Origin of the sequence: Ensifer canadensis, assembly GCF_017488845.2 — a bacterium.
Lineage (GTDB): Bacteria > Pseudomonadota > Alphaproteobacteria > Rhizobiales > Rhizobiaceae > Ensifer > Ensifer canadensis.
This window is the reverse complement of the sequence record NZ_CP083371.1, coordinates 1,167,377-1,188,118: the sequence shown is the minus strand read 5'-3', so window position 1 is coordinate 1,188,118 and position 20,742 is coordinate 1,167,377. Positions and strand designations below refer to the sequence as shown.

The following is a 20,742-nucleotide window of genomic DNA, read 5'->3' as shown; positions in this document are numbered from 1 at the left end:
CAGCAGGAGAAGACTGTTTTGATGGTCACGAAAATCCGCCGGCCAGAGCTCGGCAGCATTGCGCTCAGTGCGATCGTCAGCGTTTATTTGCTCGCTATCACCAATAATTCCTTCTGGACGCATGCCGCGGTCTATTTCGATCATTCACGGCTGTCGCTTCTGTCCTTTGGGACCGCACTGGCGCTTACGACCTTCGCGGGTATGATGCTGGCGTCGGCCAAGTACATCATGAAGCCGGTGTTGATCTTTCTCATAGTCGCTTCCGCGGCGGCTGCCTATTTCATCGATTACTTCGGTGTAATCATCGACAAGGACATGATCGGCAACGCTGCCGTGACGACGCAGGCCGAGGCGAGCCATCTGTTGACCGGCAGCTTGGTGCTGCATCTGTTTCTCTATGCTGTCGTTCCTTCACTGTTCGTGGTCTGGGTCAAGGTACGCCACCAGCGGGTCCTGCCCAAGACAGCAACCACTCTTGCCATTGTCATTCCCTGCCTGCTCGTCAGCGGCGGGCTGATCTATTCGGATTTTGCAAGCGTTGCCTATGTCATTCGCGAGCACAAGGATCTGATGAAGCGCTTCAATCCCACCGGGCCGGTTTCCGCTGCGTTAAAATACGCATCCTCGACCTATAAGGAGCGCAATATTGCCGTTCAGCCGCTAGGCACTGACGCCCGGCAGGGTGCGCGTGTCGCCGCGGCGGGCAAGCCGGTTGTCGTGGTCGTCGTTGCCGGTGAAACCGCCAGGGCGATGAACTTCTCGCTCAACGGTTATGACAGGGATACCAATCCGGAGCTCAAATCTCTCGGCGTGATCAACTATACCGACACGACGAGCTGCGGCACGGCAACGGCGATCTCGCTTCCCTGCATGTTCTCGGTCTATCCGCGCAACGAGTATACGGAGTGGAAGGCCCGCTCGACCGAAAACCTCGTGAACGTTCTGACCCGCGCTGGCGTTTCTGTGTCCTGGTGGGACAATAATACCGGCAGCAAGGGCATTGCCGACCTCATCAGCTTCGCCAGCATGACGAACCAGAAGAACAGCCCGCTGTGCAACAATGGCGAATGCCTTGACGAGATTTTCCTCGGCGAACTGGACAAGAAGCTGACGGCGACCAAGTCGAACAGCGTTATCGTGCTGCACCAGCTCGGCAGCCACGGCCCGTCCTACTATCTGCGTTATCCGGAAAAGTTCCGGAAGTTCAAACCGGATTGCCGCACAGCTGAGCTGATGAAATGCTCAGTCGAAGAAATCACCAACGCCTACGACAATAGCATCCTCTACACGGACCATGTGCTGGCAAGCGTTGCCCGCCTCTTGGAGAAGCATCAGAACGACATCTCTGGCGCGATGATCTACATGTCCGACCACGGCGAATCCCTTGGCGAGAACGGTATCTATCTGCACGGCGCGCCCTATGCGATCGCGCCGCGCGAGCAGACTCAGGTTCCCTTCGTCACATGGTTCTCGAAACCGTATCAGGCGGCAATGGGCGTCGACACAAGCTGCCTTGCCAAGGAGACGGATCAGCCGAAATCGCACGATAACCTGTTTCACACCGTGCTTGGCATGATGGATGTCGAGACGAAGGTCTATAATCGCGAGCTTGATGCCTTCGCCAACTGCACCCGGCAGGATCCGCCCGGCAAATCGAACGGTTCCGCCTTCCAGGCCGCCGATACGGCAAAAGACCTGCCGGCGCCGATTGTCCCGGCAACGATCATGCCGGGTGCGAAGGCGCTCTAAACGATCGGTCCGACCGCGGATCCGGTACAAATCTGATCGACCGGTGGAACAAAGCAACCATCTGCGCACTTCCCTGAATGGCCACTCGTTTGCGCCACAGTGCGGCAATGCAAACGAAGGGTGGCAAAGACGCCAGCGCCAATCGGCGCCGGCGATCCATGCTTTTGCAGAGGGAGAGACTGATGCAGGTCGTCGGAATACAGGTTTCCGCTGAACGCGCCGGCAAGGCCGGCTTCACGGTCGAGTTCGTTGGCGCCGAGGGCGAGGTCGTCACGGTGACATGTCCGCAGGATGCGGAAGGATCGCTGAACAGGTTGAATGCGGTGACGAGGGCAAAGGACATTCTGTCCGCCGCGCTCGGAGCCGATGAAAAATTGCAGGATACGCCAGATCCGCGCGCAAGTGCCGCCGCGCTGCGCCCGATCCCCAATGCGCGGACTGCACATGACCGTAAAACCATGGAAGAACAACTCGACGAAGGTCTCGAAGATACCTTCCCGGCAAGCGATCCGGTCTCCATTGCCAGCTCGGCGATTGCCAAGGGAAACTCCCGCCGTTAATCAGTGGGTTCTCAGTGGTTCAAATCGAGCCCAAGATGGCGCACCATCCTTGACCGGCGCCTTGGCTGGTTTTTCGGCTTGATCATCGCTGGCCTTGCCGTGTTTCTGCCATCCATGCAGTCTATCGGCGCTCGCATCCAAGCGCCGAACATCCGTTGCGGCGTCAACCCTTTCGTCGAGTACCGGAGGACTGGCGCATGAGCGCGCAGCATCTGACCTTTGCCGTCGGCGATATCCACGGCTGTCTGACCGAGCTTCAAGCGCTCCTGAGGCAGATCGAAACCTATGCGCCCGAGGGCAGGGTGATCTTTCTTGGTGACCTGATCGACCGCGGCCCGGATAGCCGAGGCGTGATTGAATTGATCATGGCAGGGCCGCAGAAGCAGGGCTGGTCCTGGCTGACGCTCAAGGGCAATCACGAGGAAATGCTGCTCGGCGCCCGCAGCGGCGAGAGCGATGTCGACTGGTGGCTGCTTAACGGCGGCAAAGAGACACTGGCATCCTACCATCACACTATTCCCGCAGCGCATTTGAAGTGGCTGATGCAGCTTCCCTCCATTATCGTCGAACCGTTTCGCATCTTCGTCCATGCGGGCGTCGATGAAACCATGCCGCTGGAGCGCCAGGGCGAGGAAATCTTCCTGTGGATCAGGCGGCCCGACAATCACTCCGGCGATTATTGGGGCAAACACCTTTGCCATGGCCACACGCCGAGCCGCTCCAATCCACGCACCGTCGGCAACCGGACCAATGTGGATTCGGCTGCCGTGTTTGGCGGCAGTCTGTCCTGCGCGATTTTTGACGATGACGTTCCGGGTGGCCCGATCGGTTTTCTGAGCACCGGGCGTGGCGCTGACCATTCGTAACTTGCCGTTGCCGAAGATGATCACGGGGACACCGAATTGCGTTGTGCCCCTGATCTCCAGGCTGTACGTGTGCCGGGACTGGGCGGGCTTTCTCGCCCATCATCGCAGCTTCAGGGGATCACCGTTGGATACCGCGCCTTCATCTCTCTTTGCCAAGAACTTCGCCGCTCTCCTGTTCGATATGGATGGCACGCTGCTCAACTCCATGGCCGTTGTCGAACGCGTCTGGGGCGCCTGGGCTGTCCGCAACGGGCTCGACCCCGTCGAAATGATGAAAACGGTACATGGCGTTCGCGCCGTGGATACGATCCGCACGCTCGAACTGCCGGGCGTTGATCCGGAGCATGAGGCGCACGAACTCGCGCTCGCCGAAATCGCCGACGTCGAAGGCATCATCGAGATCGAGGGCGCTGTCGCCTTCCTCAATTCACTGCCGCCGGAGAAGTGGGCGATCGTCACATCGGCGCCGCTCGACCTTGCCGTTCGTCGCCTCGCGGCCGCAGGTATTCCCACGCCGAAGCTGATGATCACCGGCGAAGACGTGTCGGTCGGCAAGCCCCATCCCGAGGGCTATCTTTTGGCCGCCGAAAAACTTGGCGTGCGGCCGGAAGACTGCATCGTTTTCGAAGATGCTCCGGCCGGAATTCTCGCCGGCAAGGCCGCCGGCGCCGAAGTCATCGTGATCACCGGCGCGCACTCTGCCGCGGCAGACACGCCGCACCTGACGCTCGCCCGCTACAATGATATCGAGGCAGGCATTGCCGATGACGGCCTGCTGTCGCTGCGCCACCGTCGCTAGAGCGTTTCCGATTTAGACGAAACCGGACAAACGCTCTATCTGTTTGTTTTTACGCATTTCCTGACGGAAAGCGGCATCGCACTTTTCCTGGAAATGCGCTAAGCGCTGCCCTTGAAAGACGCGGGCCGCCATGGCGGTGCCGGCTCGCGACGTTGATGAAAGCCGGAGAGCCTGATCAGGGCCTCCGGCCTTTCCGTCTCTTGGTTCAGGCCGTGACCCAGCACTTCGTCAAGGCATGGCCGCCCATCAGTTCGCCGTTCGGATCGTCGACCCACCCGCCGACCTTGTCGTTGGTGGCGTCGATATAGTTGTTGAACATCGGCACGATGACGCCGCCTTCGTCGCGCAGCATCATTGCGGCCTGGCGATAGATCGCCTTGCGCTTGGCCTCGTCGAGTTCGCCGCGGGCGGCGAAGATCAACTTGTCGAAGTCATCGCGCTGGAAACGCGTGTCGTTCCATTCGGCCTTCGACAGATAGGCAATCGAATAGACCTGATCCTGCGTCGGTCGGCCGGTCCAATAGGACATGCTGAAAGGCTGCTTGTTCCAGACATCCGACCAGTAGCCGTCGCCCGGTTCGCGCTTCAGGTCGATGGTGATGCCGCATTTGGCAGCGCTCATCTGGAAAAGCTGGGCGGCATCGACGGCGCCGGGGAAGGCGACGTCGGACGTGCGCAGCAGCACGGAGCCGTCGTGGCCGGATTTCTTGTAGTGGAACTTCGCCTTGTCAGGGTCGAAGACACGCTGCTCGATGTCGTTGTCGAAGAGCGGATAGCCATTGATCATCGGCGTATCGTTGCCGACGGTGCCATAACCGCCGAGAACCTTTGCCACCATCTCCTCGCGGTCGACGGCATATTTCAACGCCAGCCGCAGGTCGTTGTTGTCGAACGGCGCGGTGTTGCAATGGGCAATGAACACGTAATGCCCCTTGCCCGGCACATTTCGGATGACCACGCCGGGAAGGCGCTTGATCAGTTCGACAAGCTTCGGCTCGATGCGGTTGATCATATGCATCTGGCCGCTTTGCAGCGCCGCGGTGCGCGCGGTCGAATCGTTGATGACGACGATTTCGATCTGGTCGGCATGACCGCGTTCGGCCGATCCCCAATAGCCTTCGTGGCGCTCAGCGACGTGTTTTACGCCCGCCTCGTTCACGACAACCTTGTAAGGACCGGTGCCAATGCCGGCGGTCGGATCGTCCTTGCCGCCGTTCGGCTGGATCATCAGGTGGTAGTCGCTGACGATATAGGGCATGTCCGCATTGGGCTGCCGCAAGGTGATCACGACATTGTCGCCGTCAGCCTTGATCGTCTCGAACTCCTGCACAAAAGGCAGGGCCGCCGATTTCGAGTCTGCATCGCCGTGGCGCTCGAGCGTTGCCACCACGTCAGCCGGCGTCAAAGGCTTGCCATTGTGGAAGGTGACGTCCTTGCGGATCTTGAAGCTCCAGGTTTTTGCGTCGCTGGAGGCCTCGTAGGACTCGGCCAGGCGGTACTCGATCTCGCCGGTCGGTGCGACTTCCAGCAGTTGCTCGCCCCAGCAGCGACCGAGCGTGTATGGCACCTGGCTCGCCCATGTCGCAGGGTCGAGGCTGTTGGTCGATTCGCCGCCGACTAGGCCCGCCCGCAGCGTCCCGCCCTTGACTGGCCCCGCCGCACGGGCGGCACTGCCAAGCAATGTCTGCGCAGACGCGATCGTCACCCCGAGCGCCGCTGCCCTCCCCAAAAATTCCCGTCGTGACAGGCGGCCCGCTGCAACCTGTCGGCTCATGTATTCCAGTTCTGTTGGCATCGCTTACTCCCTCCCTCGCAAGACGCGCCCGGCATACCGGCAACGTTGCAGGATAGTGTGGGAGAAGAGACGTCTGAGATTCTCACCCGACGACAGTTCATGCCGCAGATGATGAACACAACGTCGTATTCGGCTCTGCCTTAATCCTTCAGTCCATCCGTCGCAGACGCGCGAAGCGGGCTAAGATCAACAAGCAGCGTGAGACCACCTCACGCACGAACCGTGTCTGCGCCGGGGTCCCGTCAGTTCGGCAAGCAGGATGTGATATTCGCCGGAAAGGCGGATGGAGAGCGGCCGCGGTCGGAGACACACGCACTCCTGTCGGCACTGAGATCGACGAAACCTTCGGCATTCAGGCGCACGAACGCACCGCGAACGCTGGTGCGACTGACCTTGAAATGATCGGCGATCGTGTCTTCGGATTGCTTGGTGCAGGGCTTCAGCGCGTGCTCCAGGACGGCCTGCGCAACAACCGATAGACGGACTCGCTGCGACTTGATCTCTCAGACAACGCTGTCCCCCCAAGCAAGCCGGGCGGGTCTGCAATACATGCCCCATAACCTCGATAGTGTCTCCAAACTATACGCGTCAATATTGTATACAATAATGTTGCCATTCGTATCCGGCTATCGTATGCAATTGGTGACACGGCGGGTTGATCCGCTGTGTGCCTAGGCGGGAGGAGGCATGCGACGTGGATCGCATGACCCGCAGAGGCGGAGATTGTCGAAGTCAACGGGAGGGGAAAATGAAGAAAAGAATTCTGCAACTTTGCGCCACCGCAGCAGGCATCGTGGTCGGCCTCACGGCGTTCACCGCCAGCGCCGCCACCACGCTTGAGACAGTCAAGGCGCGCGGCAAGCTGATCTGCGGTGTCTCGATGAGCACGCCCGGGTTTGCGACGGCTGACGCCAAGGGCCACATGCAGGGTTTCGATGTGGACGTGTGCCGTGCCGTTGCGTCGGCTGTTTTCGGCGACCCGGAAAAAGTCGATTTCGTTCTGACGAACATCAACACCCGGTTCCAGGCTCTGCAGTCAGGCGAAATCGACATGCTGTCGCGCCAGACCACCCATACCTTCTCGCGCGAAGTCTCGCTCGGTCTCGATTTCGGCCCGACGGTATTCTATGACGGCCAGGGGTTGATGGTGCCGAAGTCGCTCGGTGTCAACAGCGCCAAGGAGCTGACGGACGCAGCGATCTGCACACTGCCCGGCACGACGACGGCCCAGAACCTCAGCGATTTCTTCCGCACGATCGGCGGCAAGTTCGAACTGGTTGTTTTTGAAAGCCCGGATGAAAACCGCAACGCCTTCTTCTCGGGCCGTTGCGAGGCGATCTCGTCCGACCGGTCTGACCTGGCGTCGATCCGTGCGGTTGCCAACAATCCGGACGACTATGTCGTCCTTCCCGAGACCATCTCCAAGGAGCCGCTCGCTCCGTCGGTCCGGCAGAACGATTCCAACTGGCGCGATATCGTTTCCTGGTCCGTCTGGATGCTGATGGCGGCCGAAGAGCGCGGCATCACCCAGGCCAATGTCGACGAAATGACGAAGAGCGAGGATCCGGAAATCCAGCGCATGCTCGGTGTCAACGAAGAGCTCGGCAAGATGCTCAACCTCGACAACAAGTGGGGCTACAACATCGTCAAGGGCGTCGGCAATTACGGCGAAGTGTTCGAGCGCAACCTCGGCACCAAGACCGCGCTTGGCCTGACCCGTGGGCCGAACACCCGTTGGAGCGAGGGCGGTCTGCTCTACGCACCGCCGTTCCGTTGATATTCGTCGGCCCGCGCCCTGGCGCGGGCCTTTTTCGTCTTGGACGTTCCCTTTGCCCGGCAGACGTGTCGCCATGTCCCTGTTTTATGACGCGCGCATCCGCGCCTTCCTCTATCAAACGATCGCGATCGGCGCTGTTGTCTTCGTCGCCTGGGCGATGTTCAGCACCGCGAGCGCCAACCTTGCCAAGCAGGATATTGCCACCGGCTTCGGCTTCCTGGCGCGTCAGGCAGGTTTCGTCATCACCGAGACTGCGATCGCCTACGAGCCGACCGACACATTCGGCCGTGCCATCCTTGTCGGCATCGCCAATACCGTGAAGGTTTCGGCACTCGCCGTCTTCTTCGGTACGATCCTCGGTGTGCTCGTCGGCATCGGCAGGCTGTCGCACAATCCGGTCCTGTCGCGCCTGATGCTTGCCTATGTCGAAGCGCTGCGCAATGTGCCGCTGCTCCTCTATCTGCTGCTCTGGTATTCGCTGATCATCTCCGTTTTCCCGCCGGTAAAGCAGGCGATCGAGATGCTGCCGGGCGTGTTCCTGTCAAATAGCGGTCTGGTCATGCCGGCCATGCGATGGGCGAGCGGCTTTGAATCGCTCCTCATCGCCCTGTTCGTCGGCGCCGCTGCCGCTGTTGCGATCGAGCGCGTCCTTGCGCGTCGTCGGATTGCCACGGGCAAGGAGATGCCCGTTGCCACCATAGCGGCGCTTGCCTTCCTGCTGCCGCTGGCGGCAACACTGCTGTTCGCCGACATCTCGGTCTCGATGGATGTCCCCGAACTCGGCCGGTTCCGCCTGACCGGCGGCTATCACGTGCGCCCGGAATTCGTGGCACTGCTGATCGGCCTGACGTTGAGCGCTTCGGCAAATGTCGCCGAGATCGTGCGCGCCGGCATTCAAGCCGTCAGCAAGGGACAATGGGAGGCCGCGACGGCCCTCGGCCTGCCGCGCTCGCGCACGCTGAAACTCGTCATCCTGCCGCAGGCGCTGCGTATTATCGTGCCGCCGTTGACCAACACCTATCTCACGGTCTTCAAGAACAGCTCGCTCGCGATTGCCATCGGCTATCCGGATCTGGTGATGGTTTCCAACACCATCATGAACCAGACCGGCCAGGCCATCGAAGCCATTGCCATCTTCATGGCCGTCTATCTCGGCCTGTCCATCCTGATCTCGCTGGTGATGAACTGGTACAACGCGCGCGTTGCGCTGAGGGAGCGCTGAGCCATGGCCCAGTTCGAAGGCTTCCTTGCCGACCCTATCCTGATGGCGCCCGCCGCCCGCCCGAGGGTGAGCAACCGTACCTGGCTTTCCGCCTATTTCGGAACGCCGGGCAACGCACTGATCACCATACTTTGCCTCGGCACGATCTTCGGCCTTGCCAAGCTCGCGATCGGCTGGCTGTTCCTCGACGCGATCTTTTCCGGCACGCCGGCGGAGTGCAAGGTTTCAAGCGGCGCCTGCTGGCCGTTCCTGTCGACCAAGCTGCGCTATATCTTCTTCGGCTTCTATCCCTTCGACGAGCAGTGGCGACCGCTCACGGCGATGCTGCTGTTTCTCGGCGCTTGCGGCGTGTCGATGGTGCCGCGCACTTGGGGCCGGGCGCTTGCGGTCACATGGATCGTGGTGATCCTGCCGACGCTTTACGCGCTGATGGCCGGTGGCCTGTTCGGGTTGACCGTCGTGCCGACCACCCAGTGGGGCGGCCTGCCGCTGTCGTTCATGCTTTCCTTCGTCGGGCTCGCCTGCGCCTTGCCGCTCGGCATTGCACTTGCGCTTGCGCGTGCTTCGAGCCTGCCGGCGATCCGCATTCTCGGCGTCGGCTTCATCGAAATCGTTCGCGGCGTGCCGCTGATCAGCATCCTGTTCATGGCGACCGTCATGCTGCCACTGTTCATGCCTGATGGTATTACCATCGACAAACTGCTGCGGGCCCAGGTGGCGATCATTCTCTTCGCCGCCGCCTACATCGCCGAAATCGTCCGCGGCGGATTGCAGGCCGTTCCCAAGGGGCAGATCGAGGCGGGCCATTCGCTCGGGCTGCACTATTGGCAGATCATGCGAAAGATCGTGCTGCCGCAAGCCCTGAAGAAGGTTATCCCGCCGCTCGTCGGGCTGTTCATCGGCTTTTTCCAGGATACGACCCTGGTGACGATTGTCGGCCTGCTCGATTTTCTCGATACCGTGCGCACCGCCATGCGCGATCCGCAATGGCAGGGCATCGCCGTGCTCGAAGGCTACGTTTTTGCGGCGGTCGTTTACTTCTTTTTCAGCGCATTAATGGGCGCTTATAGCCGTTTCCTCGAGCAATATTTCAGGACCACGCATGACTAGCAATATTCACCTCATCCGCAGGGCGCATACGGTTGTCGGCTTCGACACCGAGACGAAAAGCCATGTCTATCTCAACGACGTCGACGTCGCCTATGACGATACCGGTTTCGTCCATGTCGGCGGACATTATGACGGCGCCTTTGCCAGCGAAACCTCCGGTGCCGACCGGATGGTGATGCCGGGTTTCGTCAATGTGCATTGCCACTCCGGCGAGGAACCGATCTCCAAGGGCATCTTCGAAGACGCGGGTACGGCAGCACTTTGGGGCAACGCCCTCTACGAGTATTCCAACCTGCTGGAAATCGACGATGGCGCGATCGAGGCGTCGTTGACCGTGATGCTCGGCGACCTCATGCGTAGCGGCGTCACCACGCTGCTGGACATTGCCGGGCCGCATGAAAGCTGGCTGCCGACCTTGGCGCGAAGCGGTGCTCGCGCCTTCGTCGCTCCAGGCTTCCGCGAAGCGCAATGGCATGTCGAAGACAGCCATCGCCTTGATTTCATCTGGGACAAGGCTCGAGGCCGCGAGGCTTTCGCCCGGGCGCTTGATGTGGTCGACACTGCCGCAGCCCATCCCTCCGGACGCCTTGGCGGGGTGGTGGCGCCATCGCAGATCGAGACCTGCTCGGCCGAATTGCTGCAGGACGCGGCCGCAGAGGCGCGCAAGCGCGGCATGCCGATCACCATCCACTCCGCCCAGACCATGGCGGAACATGAGGAAATGCTGCGCCGGACTGGCCTGACCGCGGTGCAGTATCTGGAAAGCCTGGGGATCCTCGGCGACAACCTGATCCTTGGCCATTGCATCTTCGTCGACAGCCATTCCTGGACGCGCCAGCGCACCGATATCGATCTCGGCCTGCTGGCAGAGCGGCGCACGACGGTCGCCCATTGCCCGGTGACGTTCTCGCGCAGCGGCATGGCGCTGGAATCGGTCGGGCGCTATCGCCGCGCCGGCGTCAACGTCGCCCTCGGGACTGACAGCTATCCCTTCAACATGCTTGAAGAAATGCGCCAGGCGATGATCTGTGCGAGGCTTTCGGGCAAATCCGTGTTCGACGTATCGACCGCGGATATTCTCGATACGGCAACGCTTGCGGGCGCCCGCGCGCTTGGCCGTGACGATATCGGCCGGATTGCCGTCGGCGCAAAAGCCGACTTTCTCATCGTTGACCTGAAACACCACGCGATGCAGCCGGTTTACGACCCCTTGCGCAATCTGCTGCATTGCGCGGCAGAGCGCGCTATCGAGGAAGTCTATGTCGATGGACAATGCGTCGTGCGCCATGGGCGCGCGACCAAAATCGACTACGACGGAGCCGTGGCGCTGCTACAGGACGCGCAGAATTACGCGTGCCGCAAGGCGCCTGAGAATGATCCCAAGAAGCGGCCAATGCGCGACTTGGCGCCGTTGTCGCTGCCCGTCCCTTCCTAGAACACGACGCGGGCGGTAATCATTGATCCAAAGAGCGCCGGCTAGGGCTGGCGCTCTTGCAAGGTCAGGCTTGCGCGACCAGTCGCGGTTTTTCGGTGGCGGCTTCGTCCCGTTTCGACTTCGCGACGGGCTGCCCCTCCCTGAACAACTTCCACTTTGTCGGCCGGAATGCGACCCTTGCGCGGTCCTGTGTTGTGGTGCGTTCGGGTGGCAGTTCGATTTCGGCATGCGGGTGGTTGCGGCCGAGGTCGAGTTCGAGATGGCGGGTACCGGCGACGCGGCGGCTGGCGGTGACCAGGCCGGCGAGACAGCCGCCGCAGCCATCGATCAGCTCGATGTCGTGCGGGCGGAAGTAGAGGGTGGCCGGGCCGTCGGGCTCGGTCGGGGCTCTGAGGCCGATCGGCCGGTCCTCAAACCAGATCTCGCCGTTTTGCAAGGTGACGGCCAGCGCGTTCGACTGGCCGATGAAGCCGTAGACGAACGGCGACACCGGATGGTCGTAGATCTCGTCGGGGGTGCCGACCTGTTCGATCGTGCCCTTGCTCATCACCACCACCCGGTCGGCAAGCTCCAGCGCCTCTTCCTGGTCATGGGTGACGAAGATGGTGGTGTGGCCGGTGCGGTCGTGGATCTCGCGCAGCCAGCGCCTGAGTTCCTTCCTGACCTGGGCATCGAGTGCGCCGAAGGGCTCATCGAGCAGAAGCACGTTCGGCTCGACCGCCATGGCGCGGGCGAGCGCCACGCGCTGGCGCTGGCCGCCCGACAGCTGCGCCGGATAACGCTTCTCAAGCCCGGAGAGCTGGACGAGATCGATGAGATCAAGCGCGCGCTTGCGGATGTCGGCCGCCGGTGGCCGGCGGTTGGCCGGACGCACCTTGAGGCCGAAGGCGACATTGTCGAGTACCGTCATGTGACGGAACAGGGCATAGTGCTGGAACACGAAGCCGATGTTGCGCTCCTGCACGGTCTTTTGCGAGGCATCCTCGTCGCCGAAGAAGATCGTGCCGTCGGTCGGGCTTTCAAGACCGGCGACCAGCCGCAACAGCGTCGTCTTGCCCGAGCCGGAGGGGCCCAAGAGCGCGATCAGCTCGCCCGAGCGGATGTTGAGCGAGACATCGTCGAGCGCCGGAAAGCGGCCGAATTCCTTGCGTATGTTCTGAACGCGGACTTCCATGACGATCCGGACCTTTCAATGCCTGCGGCTGGCGGCGATCTCGGCGCTGTAGCGAAGCTCGAGCGCCGTTTTCAAGACGAGGGTGACCAGCGCCAGCAGCGCCAGCAACGTCGCAACCGCAAAGGCGGCGACGAAGTTATATTCATTATAGAGGATTTCCACCTGCAACGGCATGGTGTTGGTCTGGCCACGAATATGGCCCGAGACCACCGACACCGCGCCGAACTCGCCCATGGCGCGGGCGTTGCACAGGAGCACGCCGTAAAGCAGCCCCCATTTGATGTTGGGCAGCGTCACATGCCAGAAGGTCTGCCAGCCGGATGCGCCCAAGGACAGCGCCGCCTCCTCGTCGCTGGTGCCCTGTTCCTGCATCAGCGGGATCAGCTCGCGGGCAACGAAGGGGAAGGTGACGAAGACGGTGGCCAGCACCAGCCCCGGCACGGCAAACAGGATCTGGATGCCATGGCTCTGCAGCCACGGGCCGATGAGGCTGTGCGAGCCGAACAGAAGCACGAAGACCAGACCGGAGATCACCGGCGAGACCGAGAACGGCAGGTCGATCAACGTCGTCAGGAAGGCCTTGCCGATGAACTCGAACTTGGCGATCGCCCAGGCGGCGGCGACGCCGAAGACGAGGTTGAGCGGCACGGCGATGGCCGCGACGATCAGCGTCAGGCGGATGGCGGAAAAGGTCTCGGCATCGCCAAGCGCCGACAGGAACTCGGCCGGTCCCTTGCGCAGCGCCTCGGTAAAGACGGCGGCCAGCGGCAGCAGCAGGAACAGGCCGACGAAGGCGAGCGCTGCAGCGATCAGACTTAGCCGGGCAAAGCGGCTTTCCGAGGTGGCGGCGCGCACGTGATGGGCGGCTGTAGTCAGATCAGGCGACATAGACATATCTCCGCCGGCTCCAGGCCTGGATCGAGTTGATGACGAGCAGCATGGCAAAGGAGATCACCAGCATCACCGCGGCAATGGCGGTGGCGGCGGGATAATTAAACTCTTCCAGCCGGATGACGATCAAGAGCGGGGCGATCTCGGAGACGTAGGGCAGGTTGCCGGCGATGAAGATCACCGAACCGTATTCGCCGACGCCGCGGGCAAAGGCGAGGGCAAAGCCGGTCAGCCCAGCCGGCAGCAGTCCCGGCAACAGCACCCGGCGGATCGTCTGGAAGCGGCTGGCGCCGAGCGTGGCGGCGGCCTCCTCCACTTCCTTGTCGATCTCCTCCATGATCGGCTGCACGGTCCGGACGACGAAGGGCAGGCCGACGAAGATCAGCGCGATGACGATGCCGATGGGGGTAAAGGCGATCTTGATGCCAAGCGGCGCCAGCAGCGCGCCGATCCAGCCGTTCGGGGCATACAGTGTCGCCAGCGCAATGCCGGCGACCGCCGTCGGCAGCGCGAACGGCAGGTCGACCATGGCGTCGATCACCCGCTTGCCGGGGAAACGATAGCGCACCAGCACCCAGGCGAGGATGACGCCGAAGATCAGATTGACGATGGCGGCGACAAAGGCCGTGCCGAAACTGATCCTGAGTGCATTGAGGGTGCGGGTGTCGAGCGCCAGCGTCATGAACTGCGACCAGCCAAGGCCGCTCGAGCGCCAGATCAGGCCCGACAGCGGAATGAGGATGATCAAAACCAGCCAGAATAGCGTGACGCCGAGCGCCAGACCGAACCCCGGAAGCACGCTCGGCTGACGAAACCGCCAGCGCCTGTTGTGGCCATGCTCTCTCAAATCCAACTCACCTCTCATGCCCAAGGCAAAAAACCCAAGCGGTCCTCAATGATCGACCCGGCCGTTTCCAACCAGGCGATCGCCATTCCGATCAAGCTCAAACAAACCCGACGCCTTAGCACCGCCGGTCGGGCAAAACCTATCTGGTCCGCCGCCAACCTTGCTGTTCTTTCGTCCGGCTTGTCGAGTTGGCCGAACACAGCACCACTCCTCAAAACTTCGATTGCGCTTGCCGCCGAAGTCCTCGCGTCAAACTATCAATTTCGCAGGCACCAACAACGCAATTTTTGACTGCCGGGGGCCTCAAAACGAAACTGATTTCGCTGAGAAACGCGTCAAAGGAAACACTCTGCCTCAAGCATTGTTCCACAGCCGATACGGCAATTTCAGTGCACTGATTCAAAGCCGCAGAAAGTTATGCTATAGATTTTATGGATATTGGGTATTCCTTGCTTACCTCATGCCAGTTGCCTTCGCATAATCGCCCCATGAATTGTTTGATAGGAAGACGATCGGCGCACCGCCACTTGGCCCGTGTCGCAAGAGGCTGATACCATGGCAAAAACCTTGATCATCCCCGGTCTTTTCGGCTCGGGCGCGGGGCACTGGCAGCGTCACTGGCTGGACGACCAGCCGCGAGCGACGCTCGTCGAGCAAGATGACTGGGACCATCCGGTGCTCGAGCGGTGGCGTGACGCGCTGGAGCGCACTATTCTCCGTCACGGTGTCGTGGACGTTGTTGCCCACAGCCTGGGCTGCATCCTCGTTGCCAGTCTGGCGCGTCGACCGCTGGCACGGCAGATCAGAAGCGCGCTTCTGGTGGCGCCCTGCGATCTAGACGTGACGGGGCGGCTGCATCCCGGCTCGATCGCGTTCGGCGCCATGCCCGAGCATCCGTTGCCGTTTCCGAGCCTGATCGTCGGCAGCCTCAACGACCCCTATATGTCGTTCGACCGATTGCGGCATATCTCGACCCGCTGGGGCAGCCGGCTCGTCGATCTCGGTCATGCCGGGCACATCAATGTCGCGAGCGGTTTTGGCCGGTGGTCGCGCGGCTACGACCTGCTGACAGTCCTGAATGGCATCGCACGGCGCGAACAGCCCCCGGCGAGCGCTGCACAAATCGCTGAAAACCGGGAGGGTCGCGTCGTCGCTGGCCGATAGATACCGGCGCGGTTTCACCTTCTACGTGCGGCTCGAAACGCAGGGGCGACACAAAGGGCTTGATGTCCGCTGGAAATCGCGTTTTAATAGCGCATAAACTTTATAGAGTATGCCGTATAGGGATGACCATGTGCCGAGGTGCCAGGCCAGCCAGAACAACGGATACCTCCTCGCCGGCCCATGCGGCTGGCGGCACCATCCCCGACACTGCAGATTTGAGCCCCGTCAGCGGCCGATCTCGGTGCTGGGCGATACCCCAAGGTCCGATCCGTGTTCGGGATCGGAACAGCCATGCGTTTCAAACTTTGCCGACTGACCGCAGTCGGGCCACAAGGGAGCTCACATGACTGTCCACGGATTGTTTGCCAAGATTTCGCCCGACAGTGACAGCCCTCGGGAAAAGCCGCGCATTGCCATCATTGGCCGCGGCTTCTCGGGGATCATGATGGCGATCGCGCTGATGAAGTCGGTGCGAACAGCATTTCATGTTCATCTCTTTGACCCGCAACCGACCATCAGTGGCGGGCAGGTCATGGCCGCCGCCCAGAGCGGCGAAATCCTCAATAGCCGCGTGCGCGATCTGTCGGTGGCCGCCGGACAGCCGGAGGATTTCAACGATTGGCTCTGTGCCAACCAGGATTTTCGCTCCGCCGTCTCAGCCGCCATTCCAGGCTTCCAGCAGATCTTCGTACCGAAGAGCATCTTCAGCGACTACGTCTACCAGCGCTTTTCCGAAGCGTTGACGCGGCGGCCGGATATCTCCATGCAGCTCTCCTGCCAGGCGGTGCTGGGCCTGCGAAAGCTGCCATCCGGGCGCTTCCTGGTCCTGCAGGAAGAAGGCTCGATCGAATGCGACGTTGCGGTACTCGCCACCGGATTCGGTATCCGCGCGCTTGAAATGGAGGTTGCGGACGATGAGCGTCCCCTGGTGAGAGCGCGGCGTCTGGTGGTGCCGCGCCATGCGGTGCTGCTCGGCAGCGGGGTGCGTGTCGTCGATCGCCTGCTGCAAATGCGCGACAACGGCTATGCCGGCGAGATCACCATCATTTCGCGGCATGGGTTCCTGCCGCAATCGCACACGCGGCTTTCAGCAGCGCCGACTTTCCCGGTGGATCCGATGCCGACGAGGCTACGCGACATCGTCCGCTTCGTCAGGCAAGCCTGCGCCGAGGCGGAGGCCAACGGTCTGAGCTGGCAGGCCGCCATGAACGGGCTCCGGCGCCGCGCGCGTTCTCTGTGGCAAGCTCTGCCAGAACAGGAGAAGCGTCAGTTCAACCGTCATCTGCGCTCGATCTACGACAGCCATCGCAACCGCCTGCCGGCGCCAATGCACCTGCGACTGCAGCAGGAACTGGCCGACGGCCGCACCGTCGTGCGCAAGGGCTGGGCCGGGCGGCGGCGGCCGGACGGGCTCATGGTCCGCTGGGCAGGAGCGCCGCAGGAAGATCTGCTGGTGGCAGATCAGGTCATCGACTGTCGCTGCTCTGCGCCTGACCTCAAGGCCCCGGTCATTCAGAACCTCTTTGCCGGCGGTCTGGCGCAGCCGGACGAGCTCGGGCTCGGCCTCGCCGTCAGCCCGGCCGGCGAGGTGCTTTCGGACAGCCATCCAACGGCCAACCTCTACGCGATCGGCCCCCTGGGTCTCGGCAGCCTGCCCGATATCGATCTGGTGCCCGAGATCGTCACGCAAACCTATGCTGCCGCCCGATTGATCGCCACGCGCCGCCGGGTGACGCAGAAGTCTGCATAGGAAGAGCCGTGGTTGCCCGTCAGCGGTGGTGCGACCACGGCACCAGCCGCCGCTCGATCCGTCGTGCAACGACTTCAAACAGGAAGGCGACGGCAGCGATCACCACGATGCCGGCTATGACGATGTCGGTGACCAGGAACTGGGCCGCCGATTGGATCATGAAACCGAGGCCGCGTGTCGCCGCCACGAGCTCGGCGGCAACTAGGGTCGACCAACCGGCGCCGAGCGCAATGCGTGTGCCGGTGAGAATGGATGGCAGCGCGCCCGGCAGGATCACATGCAGCAGCAATTGCCGTCGCGATGCGCCGAAGGCGCGCGCGGCATTGATGTGGTCGGGCGACGCGGATTTCACGCCCGCAGCCGTCGAGAGAATGATCGGCGGCAGCATTGCGAGCGCAATCACGGCAATCTTCGATGCCTCGCCGATACCAAGCCAGATGATGACGAGGGGCAGATAGGCGAGCGGCGGCAGCGGACGCAGAAACTCGACGATCGGATCGAGGATGCCCTTGCCCCAGCGGCTGGTGCCGATCGCAAGGCCCGCAGGCACGCCGAGGATGAGTGCCACGCCGAGCGCACCGAAGATGCGCGAAAGGCTGGCGGCGATATGCTGGACGAGCGTCGCGTCGACAAAGCCCGTAAGCGTCAGGCCGCTCAGCGCCCGAAGGACGGCGAGCGGCGATGGCAGGAACAGCGGCGGCACCAGGCCATAGGCTGAGACGAGGCTCCAAAGGCCGACCAGCGCGGCGACCGTTGCCGCTGAAATCCAAAGAACGGGCAGCGTGCGTGGCGGCTTGACCTCGATTTCGCCGCTTGGATCGGGGCGGGTGGACGTCGCTTCCAGGGAAAGGGTCATGCTGCCACACCTTCGTCTTCGGAATGAATGAGACCGGTTTCGGAATGAATGAGACCGGTCAAGTCATCGTGCAACTGCTTGAATTCGGCAGAGGCGCGCAGGTCGGATTGAGGTATTCCGGAGAGATAGCCCCGGCCGAAATTGACCGGAATGATCTTGGCGATCCGACCCGGGTTCGCGGTCAAGACGACGATACGCGTCGCCAGCATCAAGGCTTCATCGATGCTGTGTGTGATGAGCAGTGCACCGGCCCGGCTGGCCCGCCACATGTCCAGGAGAAAGCCTTGCATGCGCACACGCGTCAGCGCATCCAATGCGCCGAGCGGCTCGTCCATCAGCAGGAACCGCGGCTGCGAAGCCAGGGCTCTTGCGATACCGACACGCTGGCGCATGCCGCCGGAAAGCTCCCACACCTTGCGCTCTGCCGCATCCGGCAAACCGACGCGCTCCAGCAGAGACTGTGCTTCCTTCAATCGTTGGTCCTTGCCGACACCCCGCAGGCGCAAAGGGAATGCAACGTTTTCGATCGCGCTCAGCCATGGGTAAAGCGCGTCATCCTGAAAAACGACGGCACGATCGGAACCGGGGCCCGACAACGACCGGCCATCAAGCGAGATCCGGCCGCTGCTTGGCGTCAAAAAGCCGGCCGCCAGATTGAGCAGGCTCGTCTTGCCCGAACCGGATCTGCCGATGACCACGACGAAATCGTCGCCGGCAATCTCCAGACTGATCCGGTCGAGAACCAGCGGTGCTTGCGCCCCCCCTTCGCCAGGGGCGTATCGCAACGAGACATTCTCAAGCGCAAGCACGGACATTGTGCAGTTCCCATAATCTACAACATGGTTCGAAGGATGGGTTGGCGGGGTTCACGCCCACAGTCGTGCCGCCAACCGCTCCCAAGGCAATCCCGCCCTGCTCAGAACGAGAGCTTGGCGGCTTCCTGCGCCCAGCGCGCCGAGACGTAAGGGCCGTAATCGGTCAGAACCGCCGGGATCTTTCCCTGCTCGAGCAGGAAGGCCGACGTTTCTGCAATGGCCTTGGCCGTTGCGCCGCCGAGAAGATCGGATGTTGCCTGCTCCTCCAATGATGGGAAGTAATATCCCTTGAGCAGGGCGGGCACGTCCTCCGGCTTGGCGCCGGTCAGGCGGGCGATCTTTTCGGCCTGCTCCGATGTGGCATTCCATGTCTCCGGCTTGGCCCGGTAGTCGGCATAGGCGTCACCGGTCACCTTGACGAACCCGGTGACGATATCCGGATGTTCTTCGGCGAATTTCTTGCTGACGATCCAGGCATCGAAGGTCGGGCCACCCCACTGGGCAACGTCGGCAGAGGTGGCCAAGACGGTCGATGTCTTCTTGATCTCGGACAGCACCGGATCCCAGACATAGGCGCCGTCGATGTCGCCACGCTGCCAGGCCGCCGCAATTTCCGGCGGGCGCAGGTTGAGGATCTCCACCGATTTAGGATCGATGTTCCAGTGCTTCAGCGCCGTCAGCAGGCTGTAGTGAGCCGTCGACACGAAGGGTGTTGCGATCTTCTTGCCGGCGAGTTCTTCGGGCTTGCTTACGCCCTTGACGGCCAGGGCTTCCGCGTCGCTGATCAGGCCGACGACGAAGATGGTTTCGAACGGCAGTTCCCGGCTTGCCGCAGCCGCCAGCGGCGACGAGCCGACATAGCCGATATCGATCGAGCCGGATGCAAGCGCCGCGATGACATCGGCGCCGCCGTCGAACTTCTGCCAGTTGATTTTCGCGCCGGTCACCTTCTCATAGGTGCCATCGGCCTGCGGCACGCGCGACGGCTCGACGATCGGCTGATAACCGATGGTCAGTGTGGTGTCCGCGGCCTGAGCCGCAAGCAGTCCCTGCGTCGCCAACACCAGCGCTGCGGTTGATACCAGAAGGGTACGTCTTGCTATTGTCATTGCCTGCTCCTCAACGGTTTGCCGATGGCCCCGTCGTGGAGCCTGTATTGATAATCTCAAAACCCATGGATTTTATAGAGATAAAAAATACCCCGTTTGTGCGACGGGGTATGAAGCCATTCCAAACTTCGGTCGATTGGGCATCATCTTTGCCCGCTCGAACGTGGTCCCCTCCAGTTACGGCAGGAAACTGCCGTAACGGCCGCTGTGGTAGAGGACGGGTTCGCCTGAGCCTGCCGCAATCGCCAGGACCCGTCCCAGGATGATGGCGTGGCTATGACGCTCGATGATCTCCTCGACTTCGCAATCGATCGCGGCAAGTGCCCCATTCAGGGCGGAAGCGCCGCTGACGAGGGTCCGCCAGTCTGCGCCGCCGTAGCGTGCCGCGCCTTTGAGACCACCAAAGCCCGCGAAGCGCTCGGCCACGTGCTGCTGCTGGCTTGCGAGAATGTTGACGCAGAAATGCTGGTAACGCTCGATCACCGGCCAGGTGGATGACGTCCGGTTGATGTTGACGATCATCGTCGGTGGATCGACCGAAAGCGCCGTTGCCGACGTTACCGTCGCGCCTGTGCGATCGTCGCCGATACCGGCGGTGATGACCGAGACGCCGCCCGACAGGTTGCGCATGGCGGATTTCAGTTCCGATGGCGTGATGGGGTTAGGGCGATCGATCGCATGACTTGATGTCGTGAATGCACTGGAAGCGGCGAGAGCGATGTTCATGGCAAAATCCTCGAAAAATTTGACCTGCTTCCCGGTCGTGAAGCCGCGATCCGGGAAAAAATTTTTCCTCTACTCAAAAATGATCGCCGGATTTTTC

The 20,742-nt window shown here is 61.8% G+C and carries 19 protein-coding genes; 11 read left to right on the top strand and 8 right to left on the bottom strand.

Going from position 1 to position 20,742, the window contains the following annotated elements; all coding sequences use genetic code 11:
- The first annotated feature begins 21 nt into the window (after positions 1-21).
- From J3R84_RS25285 to J3R84_RS25270, 4 genes are all read left to right on the top strand, one after another.
- Positions 22-1,749 carry a phosphoethanolamine transferase gene (locus tag J3R84_RS25285; protein WP_371412253.1) on the top strand — a complete coding sequence of 576 codons (1,728 nt, stop codon included), beginning with the start codon at positions 22-24 and terminating at the stop codon, positions 1,747-1,749.
- 182 nt (positions 1,750-1,931) lie between these two features.
- Positions 1,932-2,309, top strand: a complete 378-nt coding sequence (locus J3R84_RS25280) for a hypothetical protein (protein ID WP_107027245.1) — start codon at positions 1,932-1,934, stop codon at positions 2,307-2,309.
- 197 nt (positions 2,310-2,506) lie between these two features.
- Positions 2,507-3,175, top strand: a complete 669-nt coding sequence (locus J3R84_RS25275; protein ID WP_057226603.1) for a metallophosphoesterase family protein — start codon at positions 2,507-2,509, stop codon at positions 3,173-3,175.
- Positions 3,176-3,299: 124 nt separating this feature from the next.
- Positions 3,300-3,974 carry an HAD family hydrolase gene (locus tag J3R84_RS25270; protein ID WP_057211217.1) on the top strand — a complete coding sequence of 225 codons (675 nt, stop codon included), beginning with the start codon at positions 3,300-3,302 and terminating at the stop codon, positions 3,972-3,974.
- 205 nt (positions 3,975-4,179) lie between these two features.
- Here J3R84_RS25270 and J3R84_RS25265 read toward each other — a convergent pair whose 3' ends face one another.
- Positions 4,180-5,769 (bottom strand): ABC transporter substrate-binding protein, encoded by a 1,590-nt coding sequence (locus J3R84_RS25265; RefSeq protein ID WP_057211215.1) that lies wholly within the window; start codon positions 5,767-5,769, stop codon positions 4,180-4,182.
- Between the two features lie 748 nt (positions 5,770-6,517).
- Between J3R84_RS25265 and J3R84_RS25255 the strand changes: the two genes are divergently transcribed.
- The 4 genes from J3R84_RS25255 (at position 6,518) to J3R84_RS25240 (ending at position 11,313) form a co-directional block, all read left to right on the top strand.
- Entirely contained in the window at positions 6,518-7,546 is a 1,029-nt protein-coding gene (locus J3R84_RS25255) for an amino acid ABC transporter substrate-binding protein (RefSeq protein WP_057211213.1), read from the top strand.
- 73 nt (positions 7,547-7,619) lie between these two features.
- On the top strand, positions 7,620-8,768 hold the full coding sequence (locus tag J3R84_RS25250) for an amino acid ABC transporter permease (protein WP_057211210.1): 1,149 nt from the start codon (positions 7,620-7,622) through the stop codon (positions 8,766-8,768).
- A gap of 3 nt (positions 8,769-8,771) precedes the next feature.
- Positions 8,772-9,878 (top strand): amino acid ABC transporter permease, encoded by a 1,107-nt coding sequence (locus tag J3R84_RS25245; protein WP_225906291.1) that lies wholly within the window; start codon positions 8,772-8,774, stop codon positions 9,876-9,878.
- Entirely contained in the window at positions 9,871-11,313 is a 1,443-nt protein-coding gene (locus J3R84_RS25240; protein WP_203528069.1) for an amidohydrolase family protein, read from the top strand. Before J3R84_RS25245 ends, J3R84_RS25240 begins: the two co-directional genes overlap by 8 nt.
- A gap of 64 nt (positions 11,314-11,377) precedes the next feature.
- Here the strand turns inward: J3R84_RS25240 and J3R84_RS25235 are convergent, their stop codons facing one another.
- From J3R84_RS25235 to cysT, 3 genes are read right to left on the bottom strand one after another with little or no spacing between them, the layout of a single operon-like run.
- On the bottom strand, positions 11,378-12,487 hold the full coding sequence (locus J3R84_RS25235) for a sulfate/molybdate ABC transporter ATP-binding protein (RefSeq protein ID WP_207932861.1): 1,110 nt from the start codon (positions 12,485-12,487) through the stop codon (positions 11,378-11,380).
- Positions 12,488-12,502: 15 nt separating this feature from the next.
- Entirely contained in the window at positions 12,503-13,375 is an 873-nt protein-coding gene (gene cysW / locus J3R84_RS25230; protein WP_207932860.1) for a sulfate ABC transporter permease subunit CysW, read from the bottom strand.
- Positions 13,365-14,231, bottom strand: coding sequence for a sulfate ABC transporter permease subunit CysT (cysT, locus tag J3R84_RS25225; RefSeq protein ID WP_025428468.1), 867 nt, complete (start codon positions 14,229-14,231; stop codon positions 13,365-13,367). The genes cysW and cysT overlap by 11 nt, the downstream gene beginning before the upstream one ends.
- 42 nt (positions 14,232-14,273) lie before the next feature.
- On the opposite strand from cysT, the gene J3R84_RS25220 reads away from it, so the two are divergent.
- The 3 genes from J3R84_RS25220 (at position 14,274) to J3R84_RS25210 (ending at position 17,139) form a co-directional block, all read left to right on the top strand.
- Positions 14,274-14,516, top strand: a complete 243-nt coding sequence (locus J3R84_RS25220; RefSeq protein ID WP_207932859.1) for a hypothetical protein — start codon at positions 14,274-14,276, stop codon at positions 14,514-14,516.
- Between the two features lie 264 nt (positions 14,517-14,780).
- Positions 14,781-15,389: an RBBP9/YdeN family alpha/beta hydrolase gene (locus J3R84_RS25215; protein WP_057208068.1), complete on the top strand. Its 609-nt coding sequence runs from the start codon at positions 14,781-14,783 to the stop codon at positions 15,387-15,389.
- Between the two features lie 343 nt (positions 15,390-15,732).
- Entirely contained in the window at positions 15,733-17,139 is a 1,407-nt protein-coding gene (locus J3R84_RS25210; RefSeq protein ID WP_057225221.1) for an FAD/NAD(P)-binding protein, read from the top strand.
- 19 nt (positions 17,140-17,158) lie between these two features.
- Here the strand turns inward: J3R84_RS25210 and J3R84_RS25205 are convergent, their stop codons facing one another.
- From J3R84_RS25205 to J3R84_RS25190, 4 genes are all read right to left on the bottom strand, one after another.
- Entirely contained in the window at positions 17,159-17,995 is an 837-nt protein-coding gene (locus tag J3R84_RS25205) for an ABC transporter permease subunit (RefSeq protein WP_057214696.1), read from the bottom strand.
- A complete protein-coding gene (locus tag J3R84_RS25200) occupies positions 17,992-18,810 on the bottom strand; it encodes a taurine ABC transporter ATP-binding protein (protein WP_203530102.1) in 819 nt (272 codons plus the stop codon). The genes J3R84_RS25205 and J3R84_RS25200 overlap by 4 nt, the downstream gene beginning before the upstream one ends.
- Positions 18,811-18,911: 101 nt before the next feature.
- Positions 18,912-19,919 carry a taurine ABC transporter substrate-binding protein gene (gene tauA, locus J3R84_RS25195; RefSeq protein ID WP_203530103.1) on the bottom strand — a complete coding sequence of 336 codons (1,008 nt, stop codon included), beginning with the start codon at positions 19,917-19,919 and terminating at the stop codon, positions 18,912-18,914.
- Positions 19,920-20,096: 177 nt separating this feature from the next.
- On the bottom strand, positions 20,097-20,645 hold the full coding sequence (locus J3R84_RS25190; RefSeq protein ID WP_057208060.1) for a flavin reductase family protein: 549 nt from the start codon (positions 20,643-20,645) through the stop codon (positions 20,097-20,099).
- Positions 20,646-20,742 lie beyond the last annotated feature (97 nt).